This window comes from Nocardioides sp. GXQ0305, assembly GCF_050880345.1.
Taxonomy (GTDB): Bacteria; Actinomycetota; Actinomycetes; order Propionibacteriales; family Nocardioidaceae; genus Nocardioides.
Map to the genome: position 1 here is coordinate 38183 of NZ_JBNYXG010000001.1, position 19823 is coordinate 58005.

18 protein-coding genes are annotated in these 19823 nt (G+C 73.1%); 8 read left to right on the forward strand and 10 right to left on the reverse strand.

The window, feature by feature from the left end; translation table 11 throughout:
- The first annotated feature begins 23 nt into the window (after window positions 1-23).
- Window positions 24-3761 (forward strand): UPF0182 family protein, encoded by a 3738-nt coding sequence (locus tag ACQ1X7_RS00205; RefSeq protein ID WP_432476128.1) that lies wholly within the window; start codon window positions 24-26, stop codon window positions 3759-3761.
- Window positions 3758-4993 (forward strand): hypothetical protein, encoded by a 1236-nt coding sequence (locus ACQ1X7_RS00210; RefSeq protein ID WP_432476129.1) that lies wholly within the window; start codon window positions 3758-3760, stop codon window positions 4991-4993. Before ACQ1X7_RS00205 ends, ACQ1X7_RS00210 begins: the two co-directional genes overlap by 4 nt.
- A gap of 48 nt (window positions 4994-5041) precedes the next feature.
- Here the strand turns inward: ACQ1X7_RS00210 and ACQ1X7_RS00215 are convergent, their stop codons facing one another.
- Window positions 5042-6007, reverse strand: coding sequence for a hypothetical protein (locus ACQ1X7_RS00215; RefSeq protein WP_432476130.1), 966 nt, complete (start codon window positions 6005-6007; stop codon window positions 5042-5044).
- 185 nt (window positions 6008-6192) lie between these two features.
- Here ACQ1X7_RS00215 and ACQ1X7_RS00220 point away from each other — a divergent pair, with 185 nt between their 5' ends.
- From ACQ1X7_RS00220 to ACQ1X7_RS00230, 3 genes are all read left to right on the forward strand, one after another.
- The gene (locus ACQ1X7_RS00220) at window positions 6193-6573 is read left to right on the forward strand and encodes a response regulator (RefSeq protein ID WP_432476131.1); all 381 of its coding nucleotides are present in this window, start codon (window positions 6193-6195) and stop codon (window positions 6571-6573) included.
- 64 nt (window positions 6574-6637) lie between these two features.
- Window positions 6638-8158: a GAF domain-containing protein gene (locus tag ACQ1X7_RS00225; RefSeq protein ID WP_432476132.1), complete on the forward strand. Its 1521-nt coding sequence runs from the start codon at window positions 6638-6640 to the stop codon at window positions 8156-8158.
- 129 nt (window positions 8159-8287) lie between these two features.
- Window positions 8288-9064 carry a glycerophosphodiester phosphodiesterase gene (locus tag ACQ1X7_RS00230; protein ID WP_432476133.1) on the forward strand — a complete coding sequence of 259 codons (777 nt, stop codon included), beginning with the start codon at window positions 8288-8290 and terminating at the stop codon, window positions 9062-9064.
- A gap of 60 nt (window positions 9065-9124) precedes the next feature.
- On the opposite strand, the gene ACQ1X7_RS00235 is transcribed toward ACQ1X7_RS00230, so the two are convergent.
- The 4 genes from ACQ1X7_RS00235 to ACQ1X7_RS00250 form a co-directional block, all read right to left on the reverse strand.
- On the reverse strand, window positions 9125-10663 hold the full coding sequence (locus ACQ1X7_RS00235; RefSeq protein ID WP_432476134.1) for a CHAD domain-containing protein: 1539 nt from the start codon (window positions 10661-10663) through the stop codon (window positions 9125-9127).
- Between the two features lie 37 nt (window positions 10664-10700).
- Complete coding sequence (locus tag ACQ1X7_RS00240) at window positions 10701-10979, reverse strand: hypothetical protein (RefSeq protein ID WP_432476135.1); 279 nt, start codon at window positions 10977-10979, stop codon at window positions 10701-10703.
- Window positions 10976-11746: a SigB/SigF/SigG family RNA polymerase sigma factor gene (locus ACQ1X7_RS00245; protein WP_432476136.1), complete on the reverse strand. Its 771-nt coding sequence runs from the start codon at window positions 11744-11746 to the stop codon at window positions 10976-10978. Before ACQ1X7_RS00245 ends, ACQ1X7_RS00240 begins: the two co-directional genes overlap by 4 nt.
- 120 nt (window positions 11747-11866) lie before the next feature.
- A complete protein-coding gene (locus tag ACQ1X7_RS00250) occupies window positions 11867-13804 on the reverse strand; it encodes a SpoIIE family protein phosphatase (protein WP_432476137.1) in 1938 nt (645 codons plus the stop codon).
- 234 nt (window positions 13805-14038) lie between these two features.
- On the opposite strand from ACQ1X7_RS00250, the gene ACQ1X7_RS00255 reads away from it, so the two are divergent.
- Window positions 14039-14641, forward strand: a complete 603-nt coding sequence (locus ACQ1X7_RS00255; protein WP_432476138.1) for a methyltransferase — start codon at window positions 14039-14041, stop codon at window positions 14639-14641.
- 10 nt (window positions 14642-14651) lie between these two features.
- On the opposite strand, the gene ACQ1X7_RS00260 is transcribed toward ACQ1X7_RS00255, so the two are convergent.
- Genes ACQ1X7_RS00260 through ACQ1X7_RS00270 form a run of 3 tightly spaced genes read right to left on the reverse strand, consistent with a single transcriptional unit; the run spans window position 14652 to window position 16438 of the window.
- Window positions 14652-14843, reverse strand: coding sequence for a CDGSH iron-sulfur domain-containing protein (locus tag ACQ1X7_RS00260; protein ID WP_432476139.1), 192 nt, complete (start codon window positions 14841-14843; stop codon window positions 14652-14654).
- Complete coding sequence (locus ACQ1X7_RS00265; RefSeq protein WP_432476140.1) at window positions 14840-15826, reverse strand: iron-containing redox enzyme family protein; 987 nt, start codon at window positions 15824-15826, stop codon at window positions 14840-14842. Before ACQ1X7_RS00265 ends, ACQ1X7_RS00260 begins: the two co-directional genes overlap by 4 nt.
- Window positions 15827-15829: 3 nt before the next feature.
- The gene (locus ACQ1X7_RS00270) at window positions 15830-16438 is read right to left on the reverse strand and encodes a flavodoxin family protein (RefSeq protein ID WP_432476141.1); all 609 of its coding nucleotides are present in this window, start codon (window positions 16436-16438) and stop codon (window positions 15830-15832) included.
- A 119-nt stretch (window positions 16439-16557) separates the two neighbouring features.
- On the opposite strand from ACQ1X7_RS00270, the gene ACQ1X7_RS00275 reads away from it, so the two are divergent.
- Complete coding sequence (locus ACQ1X7_RS00275; RefSeq protein WP_432476142.1) at window positions 16558-17397, forward strand: SDR family oxidoreductase; 840 nt, start codon at window positions 16558-16560, stop codon at window positions 17395-17397.
- Between the two features lie 76 nt (window positions 17398-17473).
- On the opposite strand, the gene ACQ1X7_RS00280 is transcribed toward ACQ1X7_RS00275, so the two are convergent.
- Together ACQ1X7_RS00280 and ACQ1X7_RS00285 are read right to left on the reverse strand one after the other, a co-directional pair.
- Window positions 17474-17902 (reverse strand): CBS domain-containing protein, encoded by a 429-nt coding sequence (locus tag ACQ1X7_RS00280; protein WP_432476143.1) that lies wholly within the window; start codon window positions 17900-17902, stop codon window positions 17474-17476.
- Between the two features lie 177 nt (window positions 17903-18079).
- A complete protein-coding gene (locus ACQ1X7_RS00285) occupies window positions 18080-19432 on the reverse strand; it encodes a sodium:proton exchanger (RefSeq protein ID WP_432476144.1) in 1353 nt (450 codons plus the stop codon).
- A gap of 99 nt (window positions 19433-19531) precedes the next feature.
- Between ACQ1X7_RS00285 and ACQ1X7_RS00290 the strand changes: the two genes are divergently transcribed.
- Window positions 19532-19804 (forward strand): DUF7218 family protein, encoded by a 273-nt coding sequence (locus ACQ1X7_RS00290; RefSeq protein WP_432476145.1) that lies wholly within the window; start codon window positions 19532-19534, stop codon window positions 19802-19804.
- Window positions 19805-19823 lie beyond the last annotated feature (19 nt).

Here is a 19823-nt window from a genome sequence, read left to right on the forward strand (position 1 = left end):
GCGACAGGCGTACCGTCACCCGGATGGGGGAGGGGGACGGCCTCACCGTTGCGCAGGCCGCCGAGGAGCTGGGAACGAGCCCGCAGACCGTCCGGGCCCTCCTGCGCAAGGGCGAGCTCGACGGACGCCAGCGCCCGTGGGGGTCGCGCTACGTCTGGGAGGTCAGCCGCCCCGGCCTCGATGAGTTCCTCGACCGCTACGGCCGCCTGGACGGCCACCGACGCCAGCCCCGTACGACGCCCGCGCCTGCAGCCGGCGCCCTCGACTCCCTGCTCGCCGAAAGGCCTCCCGCGCCACGACCCTTCCTCCTCCGACCGCGCGGCCGCGCGACGCTGGTGGTCGTGGTGGCGGGGCTGCCGCTGCTGGTGGTCTGGGCGGGCGTGCGGCTGCTGCCGGACGTCTGGTGGTTCCAGGAGGTGGGGCAGGCCGACGTCCTGCGCCGGGTCCTCACGGCCAAGCTCGAGGTCCACCTCGTGGTCACGGCCGTGGCCGCGCTCTTCGTCGGGTGCCACCTGGCCGTGGCGCTGCGGCGTACCGGGGTCGCGCGCAGCGGGGCCGGGCTGCTGGCCCTGGTCGGGACCTCCCTCCTCACCGGCAGCATCTTCGGGTCCGCGGCTCGCGGGCACTGGCAGGAGTTCCTGCTGTGGGGCCACCGTCAGCCCTTCGGCCTGGACGACCCGATCCACGGCCGCGACGTGGGCTTCTTCGTGTTCTCGCTGCCGCTCGAGCTCCTGGTGGCGGGCTGGCTGCTCAGTCTCGTAGCCCTGACGACCGGCTACGTGGTCGCGGTCGACTGGTTCCGGGGCACCCTGGGATTCCGACCGGTGCGCGCCGGCCCGGGCGTCCAGGTGCACCTGGCGGTCCTCGGGGCGACCTTCCTGCTGGTGGTCGCCTGGCGGCTGAGCCTGGAGCGCTACCTCCTCGAGCTGGGCCAGCCCTCGACGCGGGAGCCGAACTCGTTCGCCGGCGCCGGGTTCGTCGACGTCCAGGTGCGCCTCCCGTGGCTGACCTTCCTGACCGTGGCGACGGTGGTCCTCGCGGCCGTCGTCCTGAGCGCTCCACTCGTCGCGCGGGCCGGTCGCCGCCGCACCACCCGGCTCGTGGTCCTCTCCGGGGCCCTGCTCGGGGGGGCCGCGGCGCTGGTCGGCGCGGTGCTGCCCGCGGTCGTGCAGCGCTTCGTCGTCGACCCCAACCCGCTCCTCAGCGAGCAGCCCTACCTCGAGGACTCGCTGGCCGCCACCCGGACCGGCCTCGGGCTCGATGCGATCGAGGTCGAGCCCTACACGCCGACGGGGAGCTTCTCGGCTGCAGACTTCCCATCGATGAGCAGGCGCCTGGAGAACGTCGCCGAGTGGGACGCCTTCGTCCTCGAGGCGAGGATGCGACAGCTCGTGACCGACCGCCCCTTCTACCGGCCGCCCGAACCGGTGCTGGACGTGCCACCGGACGAGGGCCGGCGCCGCCCGACTCTGGTCAGCGCTCGACAGCTCGACGTGAGCGAGATCCCCGGCGCGGGCACCTGGGTCAACGACCGGCTCGCGTACACCCACGGGCTCGGGCTGATCCGGTTCTCCGGGACGGAGATCGGCGCGGCCCGCCAGCCGCGGCTCCTGGACAGCGGGCTGGAGGTCGAGGAGCCGCGCATCTACTTCGGTGACCTCCCGCCCCCGAGCGTCGCGGAGGACGACGAGGAGCAGCCGGCGGTCCTGTCGGCCACCACCGACGCGGGCCTCGCCGACTCCCCGTGGGTCCTGGTCGCCACGCGCCGCCCCGAGGTCGACTTCCCGGGGGCGGAGGCACCCCGGGAGGGTGCGTACAGCTACGACGGACCGGCGGGCATCGAGGTCTCCGGCTGGGTACGCCGGGCGGTGCTCGGCGCCGTGCTGGGGAGCAAGGAGCTGCTGCTCTCCGAGGACGTCACGTCGCAGTCCCGCCTCCTGCTCCACCGCGACGTCCACGACCGGCTGCACGCGCTGGCCCCGTTCCTCCGGTGGGACCAGGACGCCGTGCCGCTCACGGCGAACGGCCGGATCGTGTTCGTGGTGGAGGGCTACACGACCAGCGACTGGTTCCCCTACGCCCAGCAGGTCGAGCTCGCCGGGGTGCCGACCAGCTACGCACGCGCCTCCGTGCGCGCCACGGTGGACGCGTTCACCGGTGAGGTCGACCTCTACCTGACCGACGACGCCGACCCGATCGCCCGGGCCTGGTCCGGGATCTTCCCGTCATTGTTCAGCCCCGAGGACGAGATGCCCGCCGAGCTCCGGAGTCGGCTGCGCTACCCACGCGAGCTGTTCGAGGCGCAGGCGACGGGGTACGAGCGGTTCCACGTGACCCGGCCTGACGTCTTCGTGAGCGACGCGGAGGCGTGGGCGCGTCCGCTCGCGCTGTCCGGCCCGATCGAGGTGGCCGGTGACATCGACTTCGACGAGTCCGACGAGGACGACCTGCGGCTCACCCTCCCGCCGTCCTACAAGTTCGCGCCCCCGCCCGGCGGCATGTCGCCGCGCCTGATCGTCGAGACGTACTACACGCCGCGCGCCGGCCAGAACCTCGTCGCCTCCCTCTCGGGATGGGTCGACGCGCAGGGTCGTCCCCGGCTCACCTCCCGGGTCCTCCCGCGCACGCCGGTCACGCTGGGACCCGCCCAGATGAGCAGGCTGGCGTTCGCCAGCACCCGCGTGCGCAACCTGCTGGGCATCCGGAACCTCGAGATCCGCGACCTGGCTGCGTCGTCGCTCGACACGGTGCTGCTCGGCCGGCCGCGGCTGCTGTTCTTCCCCGGCGGGGTCCTCCAGCTCCAGAGCCTGTACGAGGGCTCGCGCGGCCCGGGAGCCGCCCGCCTGATCGGGGTGACCGCCTTCCTCGACGGGCGGGTCGGTCTCGGTGTGGACATCGAGACCGCGGTGCGCCAGGCCCTCAACGAGCCTCCGCAGGTCGACGTCGTGCGCGTGGCGGCCCCGGTCGTGGTCGGCAGGCCCGTCGAGCTGACCTTCGAGGTGGCGAACGGGCGTCGGGCGTTCGTGACCGTCCGCTCCCCGGGCGGGCGCCACCATGCCACCGTGAAGATCAGGAACGGCACAGGGAGCGTGGACTGGACCCCGGACGCTGCCGGCACCGCGCGGGTGCACGTCGAGGTGGCCGGCCTCGACGGCACCAGCGTGACCGACGCCGCCGAGCTCCTCGTGCTGGAGCCGCGTCCCCGGATCCGGCTGCCCGACCCACCGCGCCGGGCCGTGGTGGGGCGGCCGGTCGACGTCCCCTTCGAGGTGACCGACGGGGAGCGTGCGTCGGTCAGGGTGTCGACCAGCGCGGGAGTGGTGTTCCACCGCGACTTCCTGCTGCCGCGTGGCCGCGGTGTCGCGACGTGGACCCCCCAGCGGGCCGGACGGGCGCTGGTCGTGATCCGCGCCCGCGGACCGGGAGGGCGGACCACGACCGAGTCCCTCCGGCTGGTCGTCGTACGCCGGCCTCCCGAGGTGCCGCCCCCACGGGTGGACCTGCTCCGCGTGCCTGACGACCTCACGGTCGGCACCCCGGCCGAGCTCGCGCTCCGGGCCGAGGACTGCGCCTCCGCTGTCGCGAAGATCGACTCCGACGAGACCGAGGGCCGGGTGTGGCGCTTCCCGTGCCCGACCCGCCGCGGCACGTTCGTGTGGAGGCCCGTCGAGCCCGGGCGCTACCTGCTCACGGTCACCGCCCGCGGGGACGGAACTGCCGCGCAGGTGACCACCCGGCTCAGGGTGAGGGGGCGGCGATGACCCAGCCGGAGGCCACGTCGACGGGGAGCCGCGCGTGGCGGCGGCACCTCCTGCTCGCGGCCTGGTGCGCGGTGCTGGGCGTGGTGGTCCACGTCACGGAGGCCCTCCTCCCGGTGCAGGTCGCCGTGATCGGGCTCGGCGTGGGGGTGGTCGGGGCGGCGTTCATGCTCGCCTGGGCAGCCGATGCCGGTGAGGCCGTGTTCTCCGGTGGTGTGGTGCTGGCGGTGATCGCGGTGCTCGCCGTCCTGCCCGAGTTCGTCATCGAGATCCGGTTCGCCTACATCCAGGAGGCCGACCTGGTCACGGCCAACCTCACCGGCGCCACCCGCCTGCTGCTCACCGGTGCCGCCGCGCTGCCGCTGCTGCTGCTCCTGGTCGCGTCGCGGCGGGGCGAGGAGGCGGGGGAGTCCGTCCAGCTCTCGCCACACCGACGACTGGAGCTGGCCGTCCTGCTGGTCACGTCGATCTACGCCGTGCAGGTGGTCGGCCGCGGCAGCCTCACCGTCGTCGACGGGGTCCTGCTCATCGCGCTGTACGTCCTCTACGCGCGGCGCGTCCAGGGGTCGCCCGAGGAGCAGCCCGGCGTGGTCGGCGTACCCGCCGGGATCCTGTCGCTCCCACCGCCGCTCCACCGCCCCGCGATCGTGGCCCTCGTCGTCACCGCGGGTGCCGTCATCCTGCTCATCGCGAACCCGTTCGCGGACGCGTTGCTCGCCACCGGGACCGCGCTCGGGTTCGATCCGTACCTCCTGATCCAGTCGGTGGTCCCGGCCGCGACGGAGTCCCCCGAGTTCGTGATCGTCGCGGTCCTGGTCCTCAACCACCGACCCGCCCAGGGGATGGCGCTGCTCCTCGCGTCGTCGGTCAGCCAGTGGACCCTCGGCATGGGGCTGCTGCCGATCGCGTACGCCGCCGGGGGAGGCGGCTTCGCGCTCCCGATGGGGGGACGGGAGCAGCTGGAGGTCGGCTTCACCATCGCCGTGACCCTGTTCGTGGTGGCCGCCCTGGCCACCCTCAGGCCGGTGCGCGTCGATGCGCTCATCATCCTGTGGGTCTTCGTGATCCAGCTGGTCTCACCGACTGCCTTCGTCCGGGTGGCGGCGACGTTCGTCCTGCTCGTGTTCGCGATCGACCTCCTCGTCACCCGGCGCCGCTCGCTCGGTGCCCTTCTTCGGGCGGGCTACGGGCGGCGCAGCAGCACACCCGCCCGACCTGAAGGGTCGAGCGGGTGAGCCGCGTCCGCGCCGGGCGGTGCTGCGTCCAGCCACCGGCGGCGGCGCTCAGCGCTCGCCGCCGCCGAACGCCGCCTGCACCACGTCACGGGTGGCCTGCGCCCGGGCGAGTGCGTTGCTGAGCCCGGTGCGGGAAGCCGCGGTCAGGCTGTGGTGGTCCAGCGCGTTCGAGATCGCCGTCACCTCGCGGTCGTAGATGGCGAGCGTGTCCGCCATGCCGTCCCCGTAGTCCGCCCCGTCGCCCTCCGCCGGCAGGGCGACCACGTCGGCGAGGACCACGTCGCGCCGGTGCTGGGCGCTCGAGAGGGTCGAGCGCAGGGCGGCGATGACGTCGGCGTTCGACTGTCCGTCGAACAGGGCGACCGTCCCCGTGCTCATGCGGTAGTCCAGCCGGAGGGCCGCGAGGACCGCCGGAGGTCCCGGAGGATCGTCGCTCTCGGGGTCGGTCGGCGGTGCGCCGATGAGCGACCGCGCCTGGTTGTTGGCGCGCACGGTGTGGGTGCGGGCGCCGGTCAGTGACACGACCGCCTGCTCGTAGCGCCGCAGCCCGATCCGCTTGACGGTCCGTGCGAGCGCCGCGTCGGCCGCCGTGGCCTCGGCCCTGACCGAGGCCACCGACGCGGTGGTCGCGCCGCGCTCCACCGCGCCGGCGGTGGCCCCCGCCGGCGCCGCGCCGAGGGCGCCGGCCGTCGTCAGCACCAGGGTGGTCAGACCCGCCAGCGTGGCCAGGCGTCGCCGAACCGGGTGGATCCTGTCGTTGTGTCGGTCGTACATGGTGAGGTCCTTCCTCGAGGTGGTCTCGTGGTGGGTGGTGTGGTGGCCGTCGGTCCGGGTGCACCGCACGAACAGCGTCCGGAGGGCCCGGACGACGAGGTCGAGCGGCAGGAACGTCGCCCACACGGAGCTCAGGCCGGGGAGGTCGATGACGGCGGTGATCCCGCTCAGGGCCGCGCTCATCAGGGTCTCCGCGAAGAGGGCTCCGGCGACCGCGTGACCGATGCGTCCGATCTCCATGTCCCTCACCTCCGCTCCGGATCGACGTGCCTCCACCGTGGCCCGCAGGGGGGCCCTGCCACATCGAGGCCAGCGCCCGACGTGGCTGGGTGCGTGCCGGAGGGTCCACTACCGGCTAGCCGGAAGAGCGCAGGATGGTGGGTACCTGCAATGCGCCGGACGGTCGGAGGGGCGACGATGGTCGGGTGAGAACCAGCGTGCTGCTCGTCGACGACAGCCCGACCTTCGTGGACCGGGCCCGGGCGACGCTCGAGCGCGGCGACCTCGAGGTGGTGGGCACCGCGGACACCGGCGTCGCCGCGCTGGCCGAGGCGGTCCGCCTGCAGCCGGCCGCGATCCTCGTCGACGTCCAGCTCGGCCCGGAGAGCGGCTTCGACGTGGTCCGCCGGATGGCGCAGGACGAGCGACTCCAGAACTCCACGCTGATCCTGATGTCCACCTGCCACGAGGACGAGCTGCGCGACCTCCTGGACGCGACCCCGGCGTCGGCCTTCCTCCACAAGCTCGACCTCACGCCGTCGCGCGTCCTCGAGGTGCGACAGCGGGCGGAGGGTCGAGCGGGATGAGGCCCGGACCCTCCGGCTGAGCGCGCGCGGCACGCCACCCCTCGATCGCGGCTAGTCTCGGTCCGTGGCAAACCAGGCCACACGGTGGCGGGTGGGGCTCGAGGCCGTGGTCGCGTTCGGCGCCGGCGCACTGTGGTACGCGGTGGGAGCGGTCCTCCTGGGCGGCGTGCTCCCGCACGGCGCCGCCTCGGTGATCGCGGTCCTGGTCCTCGACGTCGCCGTGGTCCTCGCGGTGACCCGCTACTGGGGGATCGGGTACGCCGTCACGATCGGCATCGCGAGCGTGGTCGCGCTGGACTGGCACTACATCCCGCCCACCCACACGCTGGCGCTGCCGGACCCCCGCAACTCGGTCGCTCTGACCGCCTACCTGGTCACCGGCGTGCTGCTGGGCCTGCTCGCCGTGCTGGCCCGTCGCCGTGCCGAGGTGTCCGAGGATGCCCGCCACCTGCTGGCGGACGAGCAGGACGCGCTCCGCCGGGTGGCCACGTCGGTGGCCGAGGAGACCGCGCCGATGGACGTCTTCGCGTCGGTCACCGAGGAGGTCGGCCGGCTGCTGGCCCTCGACCTCGCCACCCTGTGGCGCTTCGAGGACGACGACACCGCGACGGTGGTCGGGGCGTGGAGCGCCGCGCCCTCGGACCTCCGGGTCGGCACCCGGCTGCGAATCGAGGGCGACAACGTGCTCGTCGCCGTACGGCGCGGCAGCGGACCCGCTCGTGCGGACCGCCCCGGCACCGACGGCGGGCAGGTCGGCGAACGGCTGCGGACGGCCGGCGTCCGCTCCAGCGTGGGCACGCCGCTCCTCGTCGACGGGCGGCTGTGGGGCGTCATGGTCGCGGCCTCGCGGTCGGGTGAGCCGATCGCGCCCCACACGGAGTCCCGTCTGCGCGAGTTCACCAGCCTGGCGGCCACCGCGGTCGCCAATGCGGAGGCCCGTGAGGAGCTGGCGGCGTCCCGCGCCCGGGTGGTCGCGGCCGCGGACCGCGGCCGCCGCGACATCGAGCGCGACCTGCACGACGGGGTCCAGCAGCGACTCGTCGCGCTCGGCCTCGACCTCCGGGTGGCCGAGGACCTGGCGGTCTCGGGCTCGGAGGAGCTGCTGCCGACGCTGACCACCCTGCGCGAAGGACTGGTGGCCTCGCTCGAGGAGCTGCGGGAGATCGCGCACGGCATCCATCCCGCGGTGCTGTCCGACGGCGGCCTGCGCCCGGCGCTCGCCAACCTCGCCCGACGGTCACCGGTCCCGGTCGAGCTCGAGATCGACGGCGTGGGCCGGCTCCCGGAGCAGCTCGAGGTGGGGGCCTACTACGTGGCGTCGGAGGCCCTCGCGAACGTCATCAAGCACGCCGACGCCACTCAGGTCCGGGTGCGGGTGGCGACCGAGGGTCCCACCGTCAGGCTCGAGGTCGCCGACGACGGGGTCGGCGGCGCGGACCCCGGCAAGGGCTCGGGGCTGCTCGGGCTCGTCGACCGGGTCCACGCCCTCGGGGGCAGCCTCGAGGTGCACAGCCCGCCCGGGGTCGGGACGTCGCTCACGATCGTCCTGCCCGTCGGCGACGTGGCGGACACCGGGACGACGTGACCGCGCGAGCCTCCTGAGCGGCGAAGACGTCGCCGTACGGCGTCCCGACATCCACCTGGCGGTCACGTCGCGGCCACCCGCGGTGGCCATCCTCGGCACGACGGTGATCCCGCGTCCCGAGGAGCCACCATGCGCCTCCTGCCCACGACGACCCGACCGACCGCCACCATCGCGCACCGCGGAGCCAGCGGCCACGCCCCCGAGAACACCCTGGCCGCGATCCGGCTCGCCGTGGAGCAGCGCAGCGACCTGGTCGAGGTCGACGTCCAGCGCACCCGCGACGGCGTGCTCGTGCTGGTGCACGACACCGACCTGTCCCGCACCACCGACGCCGCCCGGGTGCTGCCGGACCGGGCTCCCTGGCGGGTGGCCGACCTGACCTTCGACGAGGTCCGGCGGCTCGACGCCGGCTCCTGGTTCGCACCGGCGTACGCCGGCGAGCAGGTCCCGACCCTGGAGCAGACCCTCGACCTGCTCACCACCCTCGGTGTCGGGCTCCAGCTCGAGGTGAAGCACCCGCGCCTCCACCCCGGCATCGTCGGCGACGTCGCGCGCACCCTGCAGTCGCGCCGTGCTGGCAACGTCGTGGTCCAGTCCTTCGACCACGAGGCGATGCACGACTTCGCGCGGCTCGCCCCCGCGACCCCCGTCGGGCTGCTCGGGCACCCGCCGGTCAGGCGACTGCCCGCCCTGGCCTCGTTCGCCTGCCAGGTCAACCCCCACCACCGGCGCGCGACCGCGACGTACGTGGCGGCGGTGCACGCGGCCGGGCTGGAGTGCCTGGTGTGGACCGTCGACCGGCCCGCCGACATGGAGCGTGTCCTCGCGGCGGGCGTGGACGGGGTGATCACCAACCGGCCGGACGTCCTCGAGGGGGTGCGGGACGACGGGCTCGTGCCGGCGTGACGGCTGCCGCTCGCGCACGGTGGAATCCAGCCGACCTCACAGGACCGTCGGAGCTCCCGGTCACCCCGGGCCGGGTGTTCCGCGCACGGTCCTCCACGCCTTCCGTGCGCGGGCCTCGTAGCGCTCCGCGGCCACGCTCTCGCGTTCGACGAGCGCGCCCGCGAGGAGTGCGGCAGCCGGGTCGAGGGGCGGCTGCTGCGTGCGCGCCAGGTCGAGCAGGAGGCCGCGGGTGACCACGGTGTCCTGGTGCTGCCCCAGTGCCGACTGGAGCTTCTTGAGCCGCTTCACCAGAGTCTTCGCGCTGCCCCCGTAGACCGGGCGCAGCGGCTCGATGGCGTAGCGCGCCCGCTTGGTGGCCTTGCGGGCCTGGTGCAGTGCGCGGGCCCGCTCCTCGGGCGTGAGCTCGGGGTCCGCGGCGGCCGCCATCCGTCGCCGCACCCGCTTCAGCTCGTGCCCGACGCGGCGGCGGTAGGCGTCGCCGACCTTCTGGGAGGCCCGGTCGGTCCAGGGCGGAGTCACGACCAGCTCACGCGTGCGGTCGAGCAGGGCGGCGTAGCGCTCGCTCGCGAGCGCCTCCTGGAGCCCGGCGAGCGCGTGCTGGTGACGGTCGACGAGCGACGACCACAGCACCGACCGCACCCGCTGGTCGTCCCAGTCGATGTCCGGTCGTGCCGCCACGAGGGCGTCGACTGCGGCGTCGAGGCGCTGCCGGCGCATCTCGGCGTCCCGGGCGTCGCCGAGGACGTCGGAGAGCCAGCCGAGCTCGTCGCGGAGCGGGTCGGTGACCGATCGGTCGAGGAAGGGGCGACAGGTGGCGAGGGCGGAGCGCAGCCGCCGTACAGCCACGCGCATGGTGTGGACGCCCTCGGGGAGGTTCTCGCGGGCGAGGGGGTCGCGCCGGAGCAGCACCCCGAGCTGGGTGGCCAGTCGGTGCTGGACGAGTGCCTGCACCGGGTCCTTGGCCCGGGACGGTGCGTCCGCCGGGCTGGGCTCGCCGCCCAGGACCCGGCCGACCTTGGAGCGACGGGTCGTGTCGCACGCCCCGGCACTGGTGAGCTGCTTGCCCACCCCGCGCAGCACGGCCGCGTCGCCGTCGACGAGCTCCACCTCGACCTCGCGCCAGGCGATCGGGTCCGGCACATCGCCGTCGCCGTCCGCACGGACCACGGCCGCCTCGACGGCGTCGTCGGCCACCTCGACGAGGACCGCGCCCTGGTCGTCGCGCAGCTGTCGCACCGTGCGCCGGGTGGCCACGGTCGCGACGGGTCCGAGCGGCTGGTCGCCGGTCAGGCCACTGAGGGTCGACCGGAACGGCTTGGGCACGGTGCGGACCGCCCGCCCGACGCCGAGCCGCAGCTCATGCCGGGCCTCCGGCTCCTCCGCCGACGGCAGCTTGAGGTGCCAGCCCTCGTCCGCCCCTCCCGTGCGCCGACGAAGCGTCACTCCGGCCGCCGACAGCCGGTGGTCGGGGGTGTCGAAGTACGTCGCCTCGAGCGCCGTCTCGACGGCGGGGTCGACCGCAGCCACACCCTCGACCCCCGCGAGGTCGGGCAGCGCGTAGTCGCCGTCGACGTCGTACTTGAACTCCCTCTCCAGCATCACGCCTGCCTGCACGACGCGGGTGAGCGGCAGGGGCTCACTCCTGGGGAGCCCGGGTCCGGGAGGGGTCGTCGTCGGATGGACTGTCCTCGGTGGCGACGCGGGTGACGACGCGGTGCGACGCGAGCCACGCCAGCGTCCCGTCCGCGATCACCAGCGTCTGGTGGCCCTGGGCCCCGGCCCTGACGGCGAGCGCCGTGGCCTCCGCCACGCGGTTGCCCAGGTCCACGGTCACGAGGCGGGGCAGCTCGTTGGTGCGCAACCGCGGCCCGACGTTCCTGCCACCGGGAGGTGACTGATCGGTGCCGGAGGTCATGCCGACGCCCCGACGAGCTGGCCACGAAGCCGCTCGAAGACCCCGGTGAGGAGCCGCGACACCTGGACCTGGGACACGCCGATCTCGTCCCCGATCTCGGCCTGGGTGCATCCTTCGCAGAAGCGCATCTCCAGGATCCGCTGCTCGCGGGCGCTGAGCTGGCGCAGCAACGGGCGGAGGGCCACCCGTGCCTCTGCCTGGGGGAAGCCGGGGTCAGCGGATCCGAGCCGGTCGACCACCGACGAGCTGTCGTCGTCGGGTGCGGCGTCGAGCGAGGTCGGGGTGAAGCAGCCGTCGGCGCACCCTGCGTCCAGGACCTGGTCGACCTCGACGCCCAGGTGCTCGGCGACCTCGTCGGTCCGCGGATCGCGTCCGAGCTGCTGGGCCAGGCGCTCCCGAGCGCGCACGACGCGCGGCTGGAGCTCCTGGACGGACCGAGGGGGACGCACCGTCCACCCGTGGTCGCGGAAGTGGCGGCGCAGCTCGCCGCGGACGGTGGGAACGGCGTACGCGAGGAAGCCGTCACCCTTGGCGTGGTCGTAGCCCCGGGCTGCCTTGACCATGCCCAGGTAGGCGACCTGGTTCAGATCGTCTGCCGGGATGCCGCGCCCGTGGTAGCGGCGAGCGACGTCACGGGCCACCGACAGGTGCTGCGCGACGAGCTCGTTCTCCAGGCGCTGCCGTGGTCCTCCCTCAGCCGTCCTGAGGTGGCCCAGCAGGCGTTCTGTGTCCTTGGCGGTCTGGATGTCCTGATGAGTTCGCGACACCGTCCGCACCTCCCGATAAGGAGCATCGGCGTGGCTTGTTGCTCAACCACTCCCTCCACACAACCACGTCGGCCAAACCGGCGTCACCACACCTTGGGGTGTAGGCGCTCGTCGGCCCGCTCAGGGCCAGGGCGGGGGATCGTCCTCGTCGCCGGCGGGGTCCTCCGAGCCGGAGGAGAAGGGCAGCCGGACCAGCTCGAGCACGTGCTGTGCCGGAGATCCCGGCGGAGCCACGATGCGAAGACGGCCTCCGCGCGTGCTCAAGGCCTCGTGAAGGGCCTGCACCCCGGCACTCCCGAGATGCGTCACCCGGGTGAGATCCACCGTCCCGTCGGCAGTTCCGGCCCGCAGGAGGCGTTGCAGGGCGATGCGCAGCCTCGAGGCCGCCCGGAGGTCGACGGGCCCGGACACGGTCAGCACGTCGTGGTCACGGTGCTCGGTGTACTCGTGGGTATCCCGCTCCGACCCTGTCGGCACCGTGTCACCGCGCAGCATTCTGGCCGGCCGGGTCAGTCGGTGCCGGATGATCAGGCTGGTGCCCTCCCCTCCGGTCTCGACCGTGACCGAGTCGGCCATCCCGCTCACCATCGACAGGCCGTGCCCGCGGTTGGCCGCGGTGGGCCGCTCGCGCCATCGACCGCTGTCCGAGACCTCGGCGACCATCATTCCGTCGTCCTCCAGCGCGACGCGGAGCCGGACGCCGGCGGCGGGCGCGAGGTCGACGTACGCGTGCTCGACCGCGTTCGCCACGGCCTCGCCGAGCGCATGCTCCACCGCCACGTGGTCGAGGAGTCCGACGCCGAGGACGTCGAGCCACTCCCCGACCACCTGTCGCATCTCCGCCACCGAGTCGGGTCGCGCCGGCGTTCGCAGTGTCAGGGCCGGTGCGCGGGCGACTCGCTGCGCCGCCAGCAGGGTGATGTCGTCGGCGTAGCCGGTGACCCGCGTGAGCAGGTCCAGGGTGCCGTCGCACACGCGCTCCACCACCCGGTCGGCGACGTCCGCGACGGAGGTGCGGCCGGTGGCGATCTCGGAGGCGACGCGGGCGAGGTCGAGGGTGTTCTGCGCGAGGGATCGGCCGGGCCGCTCGACCAGTCCGTCGGAGTACAGCAGCACCAGGTCGCCCGGGTCGAGCCGGGCGCACGCCGTGGGGAAATCACCGTGCGTGACGAGGGGGCCTGCGCCCGTGGGCTCCAGGAAGCGGGTGCTGCCGCTGGGTGTGACCACCAGCGGGGGCGGGTGCCCGGCCGTGCAGTACTCGATCGAGCCGGTGACGGGATCGAGCTCGACCACGCACGCCGTCGCCGTCCGCGCCTCGGGAACCCGGCCGGCGAACCGGTCCACCGCCGACAGGCCCTCGGTCAGCGTCGCCCCTGCCAGGAGCCGCTCGCGCAGCACCGAACGGAGCTGCCCCATCGTCGTGGAGGCCGCCACTCCGTGCCCCACGACGTCGCCCACCACGAGCGCCACCGTTCCGTCGGTGCGCGGCACGGCGTCGAACCAGTCGCCGCCGGCGGCGGTGGTCGCGTCGGCCAGCAGGTACCGGGCACCGATGTCGACGCAGGGCAGGACGGGTACGTCGCTCGGCAGCAGGGCGTCCTGCAACGCGGTGACCAGCGCACTCGCCTCGACGTGGGCAGACCGATGATCGGCGCCCTGGTGGACCACCCGCTCGCGCACGTCCCTCGTGACGTCGACCGCGAGGGCGATCACCCCCCTCACCGAACCGTCCTCGCGCAGCCAGGGGGAGAGCTCGATGTCGAGGTAGACGTCCAGCATGGGGTCCTCGGCGGCGACCAGCCGCCACTCCCGGGCCCGGTAGGGCCGGCCGGTCTCGTAGACCTCGTCGTAGCGCTGCAGCAGCTGTCGGTCCGCCAGGTCGCCGAGCGTCTCGCTCACCGGCCGGCCGACGGGGTCGGGACGGGCGCGGAATCGGTGGCGCAGGGCTCCGTTGACGGCCCTGAGGACGTGGTCAGGTCCTTCGGACACCGAGAACATCCGCGGCGCCTGGTCGAAGGCGGCGACGGCTGCCTCGGATCCATCCCACGCCTCGATCACGTGACCTCCTGCCGGACGCTCCGCACCGAAGGTGCGGTCCCTGCTGGGCTGCGGCCCCACGCGTGTGTGGGGGCCGGGGGCCGGGGTCCGGGGCCCGGGTACTGCCACGCCGTCGCGCATCGTCCCGATGCACGACCCCATGGGGCGGGCCCGTACCCGTATCGCCTCTCGATACTCCCGCCGATCACCGTCGGGAATCAACCGGGCGGCCCGGGGTACGGGCAGGTGGTGGCGATGCCGGTGATGTTCGACGACCTGACGATCCACTACGACGCGCGCATCCTGCGGCCGCGACCCTGGACTGCGGAACAGGCCCGGTGGGCCGCCGAGCTGGCGGTCGACGCGCCCGCCGGTGATGCCCTCGAGCTGTGCACCGGCGCCGGTCACATCGGCCTGCTCCTCGCTGCGCTGAGCGGTCGCCACGTCGTGGCCGTGGACGTGGACCCGGTCGCGGGGGAGTACGCCCGGGCGAACGCCCGGAGGTCGGGACTGACGGATCGGTTCGCGGTGCGCGTCGGCCGCATGGACGCCGTGCTGGACACCGAGGAACGCTTCGGTGTGGTCATCGCCGACCCACCGTGGGTGCCGCGCGGGGAGACCGGCCGCTACCCGGAGGACCCCCTCCTCGCCATCGACGGCGGCTCCGACGGACTCGAGGTGGCGCGAGGGTGCCTCGCCGTCGCCGAGCGTCACCTGCTGCCGGGGGGCTCGTTGGTGCTCCAGCTCGGGACCGAGGCCCAGGCGGGCCTTCTCGTCGACGCCCTGCCCGAGCGGCTCCGTCACCGGGAGATGCGGACGTGCCCCGGAGGCGTGCTGCTGCACCTCGGCACGGCCTGAGGGTTTCTCCTCAGCCCGGTCGGCGGATCACCTTGTGCGTCGAGTCGCACCAGGGGAGCCGCGACGACTTGCCGCAGAGGCAGACGGCCACCACGGGGCGGGTGACCCGGTGCTCCTCCCCTCCGGCGTCGCGCACCACGCTGGCACCGCGGACCAGGAGCGGCCCGCCGGGACACACCTCGACCCGCACCTCACCGGTCACGACGCTGCCTCCTGCTCCTGATCCGCCCACACCGCCAGGAGGTCACCCGCGGCTGCTGCGTCGAGCGCCAGGCACGCCGAGGCGCCGAGCAGCACATCGCCCGCGAGGTCGGGCTCGGTCTCGACGAACGCGCCGCAGATGTCGCGCAGGGCCACCTGCTCGTGCACGGCGTCCGCCTCCACGTGCTCCTCGAAGTACGCCGCCACGACCGGGGGCAGGCCGACGCGCTCGATGCCGGCGGCGATCTTGCGACAGGGGAGTGAGCTGGTCGTCTCGAAGGCGGCCAGATGACCCAGGGCCGCGCCGCGCAGCCGGCGGTGCAGCCCGAACAGGGACATCAGGTTGTTGACCGCCAGGGTGATGGCGGGCGTCTCGTCGACGTACCGGCCGTAGGTCGGATCGAGGCCTGCCCCCGCGAGGGCGTCGGCGTAGAGCCGGCTGTGCAGTGCCTCGGGACGGCCGGCCCCGAACTCGTCGTACTGCAGCTCGGCCAGGGCGACCTTGGCGCGGCCGTCGACCCGCGGGACCACGAAGGCGTGGGGGTCGGACTCCTTGAGGTGGTACAGGCTTCGTTGCCGAAGGAAGGTCAGCACCTGCTCCCGGTCTGCCTCACGGTGCAGGAACGCGGCCAGCGGTGGACCGTCCGCCGTGTCGATGGTCAGGCGGAGCTGCCCGACGAAGTCCTGGTCGGTGACGACCGCGGACGGCGCGAGTCGCCGTACGGCCGCCTCGAAGGGGTGCTCGAGCTCTCGACGCAGCCGGAGCACGTCGGGATCCCACTCGTGCTCGTCGGCGACCTCGTCGAACCCGCGGTAGTGGAGCTCGTAGAGGGCCCAGAGGGTGAGCTGCAGGTCGTCCGACCGCAGCACGTCGCCCGCTGCCGCGGGCCTGACCAGTGCGAGGTCGACGGTGAACGGCGGGGGCGAGGCCAGGGCAGTGAAGGTCGCGCGACTGAGCGGGCCACGCGGCGCAGGCAACCGCACCGTTCACCCTGCCGGATAGGGCTCGGACTGCAGGAGCCGAGCGAGGTGGACGGCGTTGCGAGCGGCCACGTGCGTGGCCGAGTCGGTCTCCTCCGGCGTCTCGTCGAGGTCCCGGTAGTCGGTGCCCTGCATGGCCTGCCCCACCCAGTAGGTCACGGCGTTGGGCGCCAACGAGAACCCGGTGTCGTTGAGGGCCTGGTAGACCTCCGCGCTGACGTGGTGGGCGCCGTCCTCGTTGCCGACCACCGCGACCAGGCCGACCTTGTCGTAGGTGGTCATCCTGCCGCGGTCGTCGGTCTCGGACAGCTCGGCGTCGAGCCGCTCGAGCACCATCTTGGTCACCGATGAGGGCTGCCCCATCCAGACGGGCGTGGCGAGGACCAGGATGTCGGCGGCGAGGACCTTGGTACGGAGGTCGGGCCACGCATCACCGCTGCCCTCGTCGGTGGAGACGCCGAACCGGACGTCGTGGTCGACGACGCGGATCAGGTCTCCGGCGACCCCGTGGGACTTCAGTGCGTCGAGGACCTGCCCGGCGAGCAGCTCGGTGCTGGACGACTCCGGAGACGGAGTGAGGGTGCAGTTGAGGACGAGTGCGTTCAGTTCGGTCACGTGGTCCCCGTGCCCACTCGCGCACGGACGATGCGTGTCGGCGCCCCCCAGAGGTCGCTTCCTGTTTGCTGGCGGGCGGATCCGGGTACTGCAGGCGTCCGCCGAGCGAAGGAGGAGCGATGGACCAGCCCCCGCAGCAACAAGAGGTTCCGGGTGACCAGTCCCGGATGCAGCCCGTGCCGGACTGTGGTGAGCAGACCTACCGGGGTAGCGGCCGGCTCAGCGGCAAGGTGGCGGTCATCACCGGCGGCGACAGCGGCATCGGTCGTGCCGTGGCGATCGCGTACGCCCGGGAGGGGGCCGATGTCGTCATCAGCCATCTGGCCGAGCCGGACGACGCGGAGGACACCGCAGGGTGGGTCCGTGAGGCGGGGCGCACGGCGTTGACCATCGCGGGTGACGTCTCCGAGCCCGGGCACTGTCGGGAGATCGTCAGGCGCACCGTTGCGGAGCTGGGCCGGGTCGACGTCCTGGTCAACAACGCTGCCTTCCAGATGAACCACAGCGACCTCGAGGAGATCTCCGACGAGGAGTGGCAGTACACCTTCGCCACCAACGTGTCGGCCATGTTCTACCTGGTCAAGGCCTGCCTGCCGCACATGGAGCCGGGGTCGTCGGTGATCGGCAGCACCTCGGTCAACTCCGACATGCCGTCGCCGGACCTGGCTCCGTACGCAGCGACCAAGGCGGCGATCGCCAACTTCTGCGCGAGCCTGGCGCAGATGCTGGGCCCCCGCGGCATCCGGGTGAACAGCGTGGCTCCCGGCCCCATCTGGACGCCGCTGATCCCGTCCACCATGCCGCCGGAGAAGGTCGAGCACTTCGGCGAGGACACGCCTCTCGGGCGGCCCGGTCAGCCGGCGGAGCTGGCGGGGGCGTACGTGCTGCTCGCCTCGGACGAGGGGAGCTACATGTCCGGCGCCCGGGTGGCCGTCACGGGCGGACGCCCCATCCTGTGAGGCACCGACCTGCGGCGGCACGACGTCGTCGGCCCCGGACGACCGGGGCCGACGACGTGGCGGGGTGGGCGGGCGTTCACCCGTTCTCGGGTGCCGAGGAGATCGCGGCCACCAGCTTCCCTGCCTGATCCTCGGGGAGGTGCTTGGCGATGTCCGCCTGACTGATCATGCCGACCAGGTCGTGGCCGTCGATCACCGGCAGACGGCGGACGCCGGCACCGGTCATGGTCCGCAGTGCCTCCTCGACGGAGTCGTCGGCCCCGACCGTGACGACCTCGTCGCCGGCGTACTGCTCGACCCTGACCTCGGACGTGTCCATGCCCTCGGCCACACAGTTCAGGACGATGTCGCGGTCGGTGATGACGCCCTTGAGCCGGTTGTCGTCGCCGCAGATCGGCAACGCCCCGACGCCGAGGTCCCGCATCTTGCGAGCCGCCTCGGTGACCGTCTGGTCGACCTGGGCGCACTCGGCGCCGCCGGTCATGATGTCGCGTGCGGTGGTCATCTCTGATGTCCCCTCTCTCGTGGTTGCTTCGAACCGGTCTCGTACCCGCCCGCCCCCGACCGACACCACGCCCGTGCGGGTGAGTCAGCGACCGCCGCTGTAGGGGAGGGGCTCCTGCACCTTCGTCCTGACGCCGTCGCGCATGAACCGTTGGCCGGGGTTCACCCGCGGCGGTTCTCAGCGCGCACGGACGGAGTCGTCCTCCTGGGGCTCCTCGGGGAGGGCCTCGAGCGAGGACACGGTCGCGTCCCTGACCAGCCTCAGGGCACGGCCCCGGTGCCTCATGAGGATCGCGACCGCCGCGACCACGTACACAGCGGACAGCACGACGATCACGATCTGGTTGACCTGCTCGCTGAACAGCACGCTCACCAGGAACTGCGACAGGAACAGTCCGAGGAGCGCGATGGCGGCGCGCGCGTTGAGGCTCACGTTGACGAGCAGCGCGACGGCGAAGAGGGACTGCGCCCCGGTGATCAGGAGCTCGTAGCGCTGATGGGTGTCGAGCGGGAGCCCACTGGTGGTCATCGCGGACACCGCGAAGACCACCGGCAGCCCGCCGACCAGGAGGGTCCACTGGTTCACCTTGCTCGAGAGCAGCGTGCCCAGGGAGTCGCTGGCCTTGAGCCGCCACGCGTAGAGGCAGGCCACGATCAGCTCGGGCGACTCGCTCGCCAGCGGTGCCACCCACTGGACCAGGAGGAACTCGGAGATGCCGATCTGACGTCCCGAGGCGACCAGGCTCTCGGCGAAGTGCTCGGCCGTCGCCAGGATCACCAGCGCCGCGAACGAGAACATGACGACGAGCGCGGTTCGGCGTACGCGTCTCGGGCGCCTCCCCACCCAGGCCGAGACCCCGAGCAGGTCGGGCTCGGTGCGCGGCATGCGGGACAACCGCCATGCGTACGCCACGAACAGGCCGATCAGCACCACCGAGTCCCAGATGCCGATGCTGGTGCGTAGTGGGAGCGACAGGGAGTACAGGGTCGCGAACGCCAGGAAACCGATCTCGACCGACATCGCGGGAGCGAGCCGGACCTCGCCCACGCGGCTCGAGGCGGACGCCGCGTCGCCGGTGTCGCGCCCCTCGCGCCGGGCGGTCCGCCACACGGCCAGGGTCGCCACCAGGACGACCAGGGGCCACCCGACGCCCACGAGGACCCGGTTGGCTCCGGTCATGTTCGCCAGCGCCAGGGAACAGACCTCCGGGCTGCTCCCGTCCCCGGTGAAGGCAGCGCCACAGTGTGTGGCGAACACGAAGTCGACGGCGTACTCGGGCAGCACGGCGAGCAGCGCGAGCAGGGCGAGCGCGAGCCCCGCGTTGATGTCGACCTGAACCGCCTCGGCGGCCCACGACAGCAGGAACGCCGCGCCGATGATGGCACCGCCGTAGATCACCGCCAGCAGCGGTTCCTCCAGGTGGGGAGCAGGCAGTCCGAGGTAGCTCGACACGCCGAGCCACGACCCGGGCAGGGCGGCCAGGGCTGCGAGGTAGAGGGACACGGGCGGGCGTCTGGTCGAGTCGTCCACGCATCTCACCGTGCCCATCGGTGTCTCGTGCATGCGGTCGGGGATGGAACGGCCGCCCGCGGGTACGACCACCTCCAGGAGCAACCTGAGGAGGAAGAGATGCCGCAGGGCAAGGACCCGGGTCCCAGCGTCAAGGACGACGAGAAGTACGAAGCGCTGCGCCGGGAGGGCGCGAGCAAGGAGAAGGCGGCGAGGATCGCCAATGCCTCGGCCGCCGAGGGCGAGGACACCGTCGGCAAGCGCGGAGGCCGAGCGGGGTCGTACGACGACTGGAGCGTCGATGACCTGCGGGAGCGGGCGTCAGAGCTCGACATCGAGGGCCGCTCGCAGATGAGCAAGTCAGAGCTCATCGACGCGCTCCGCAACCACTGACGGGCTGCTTCCCGGCCGA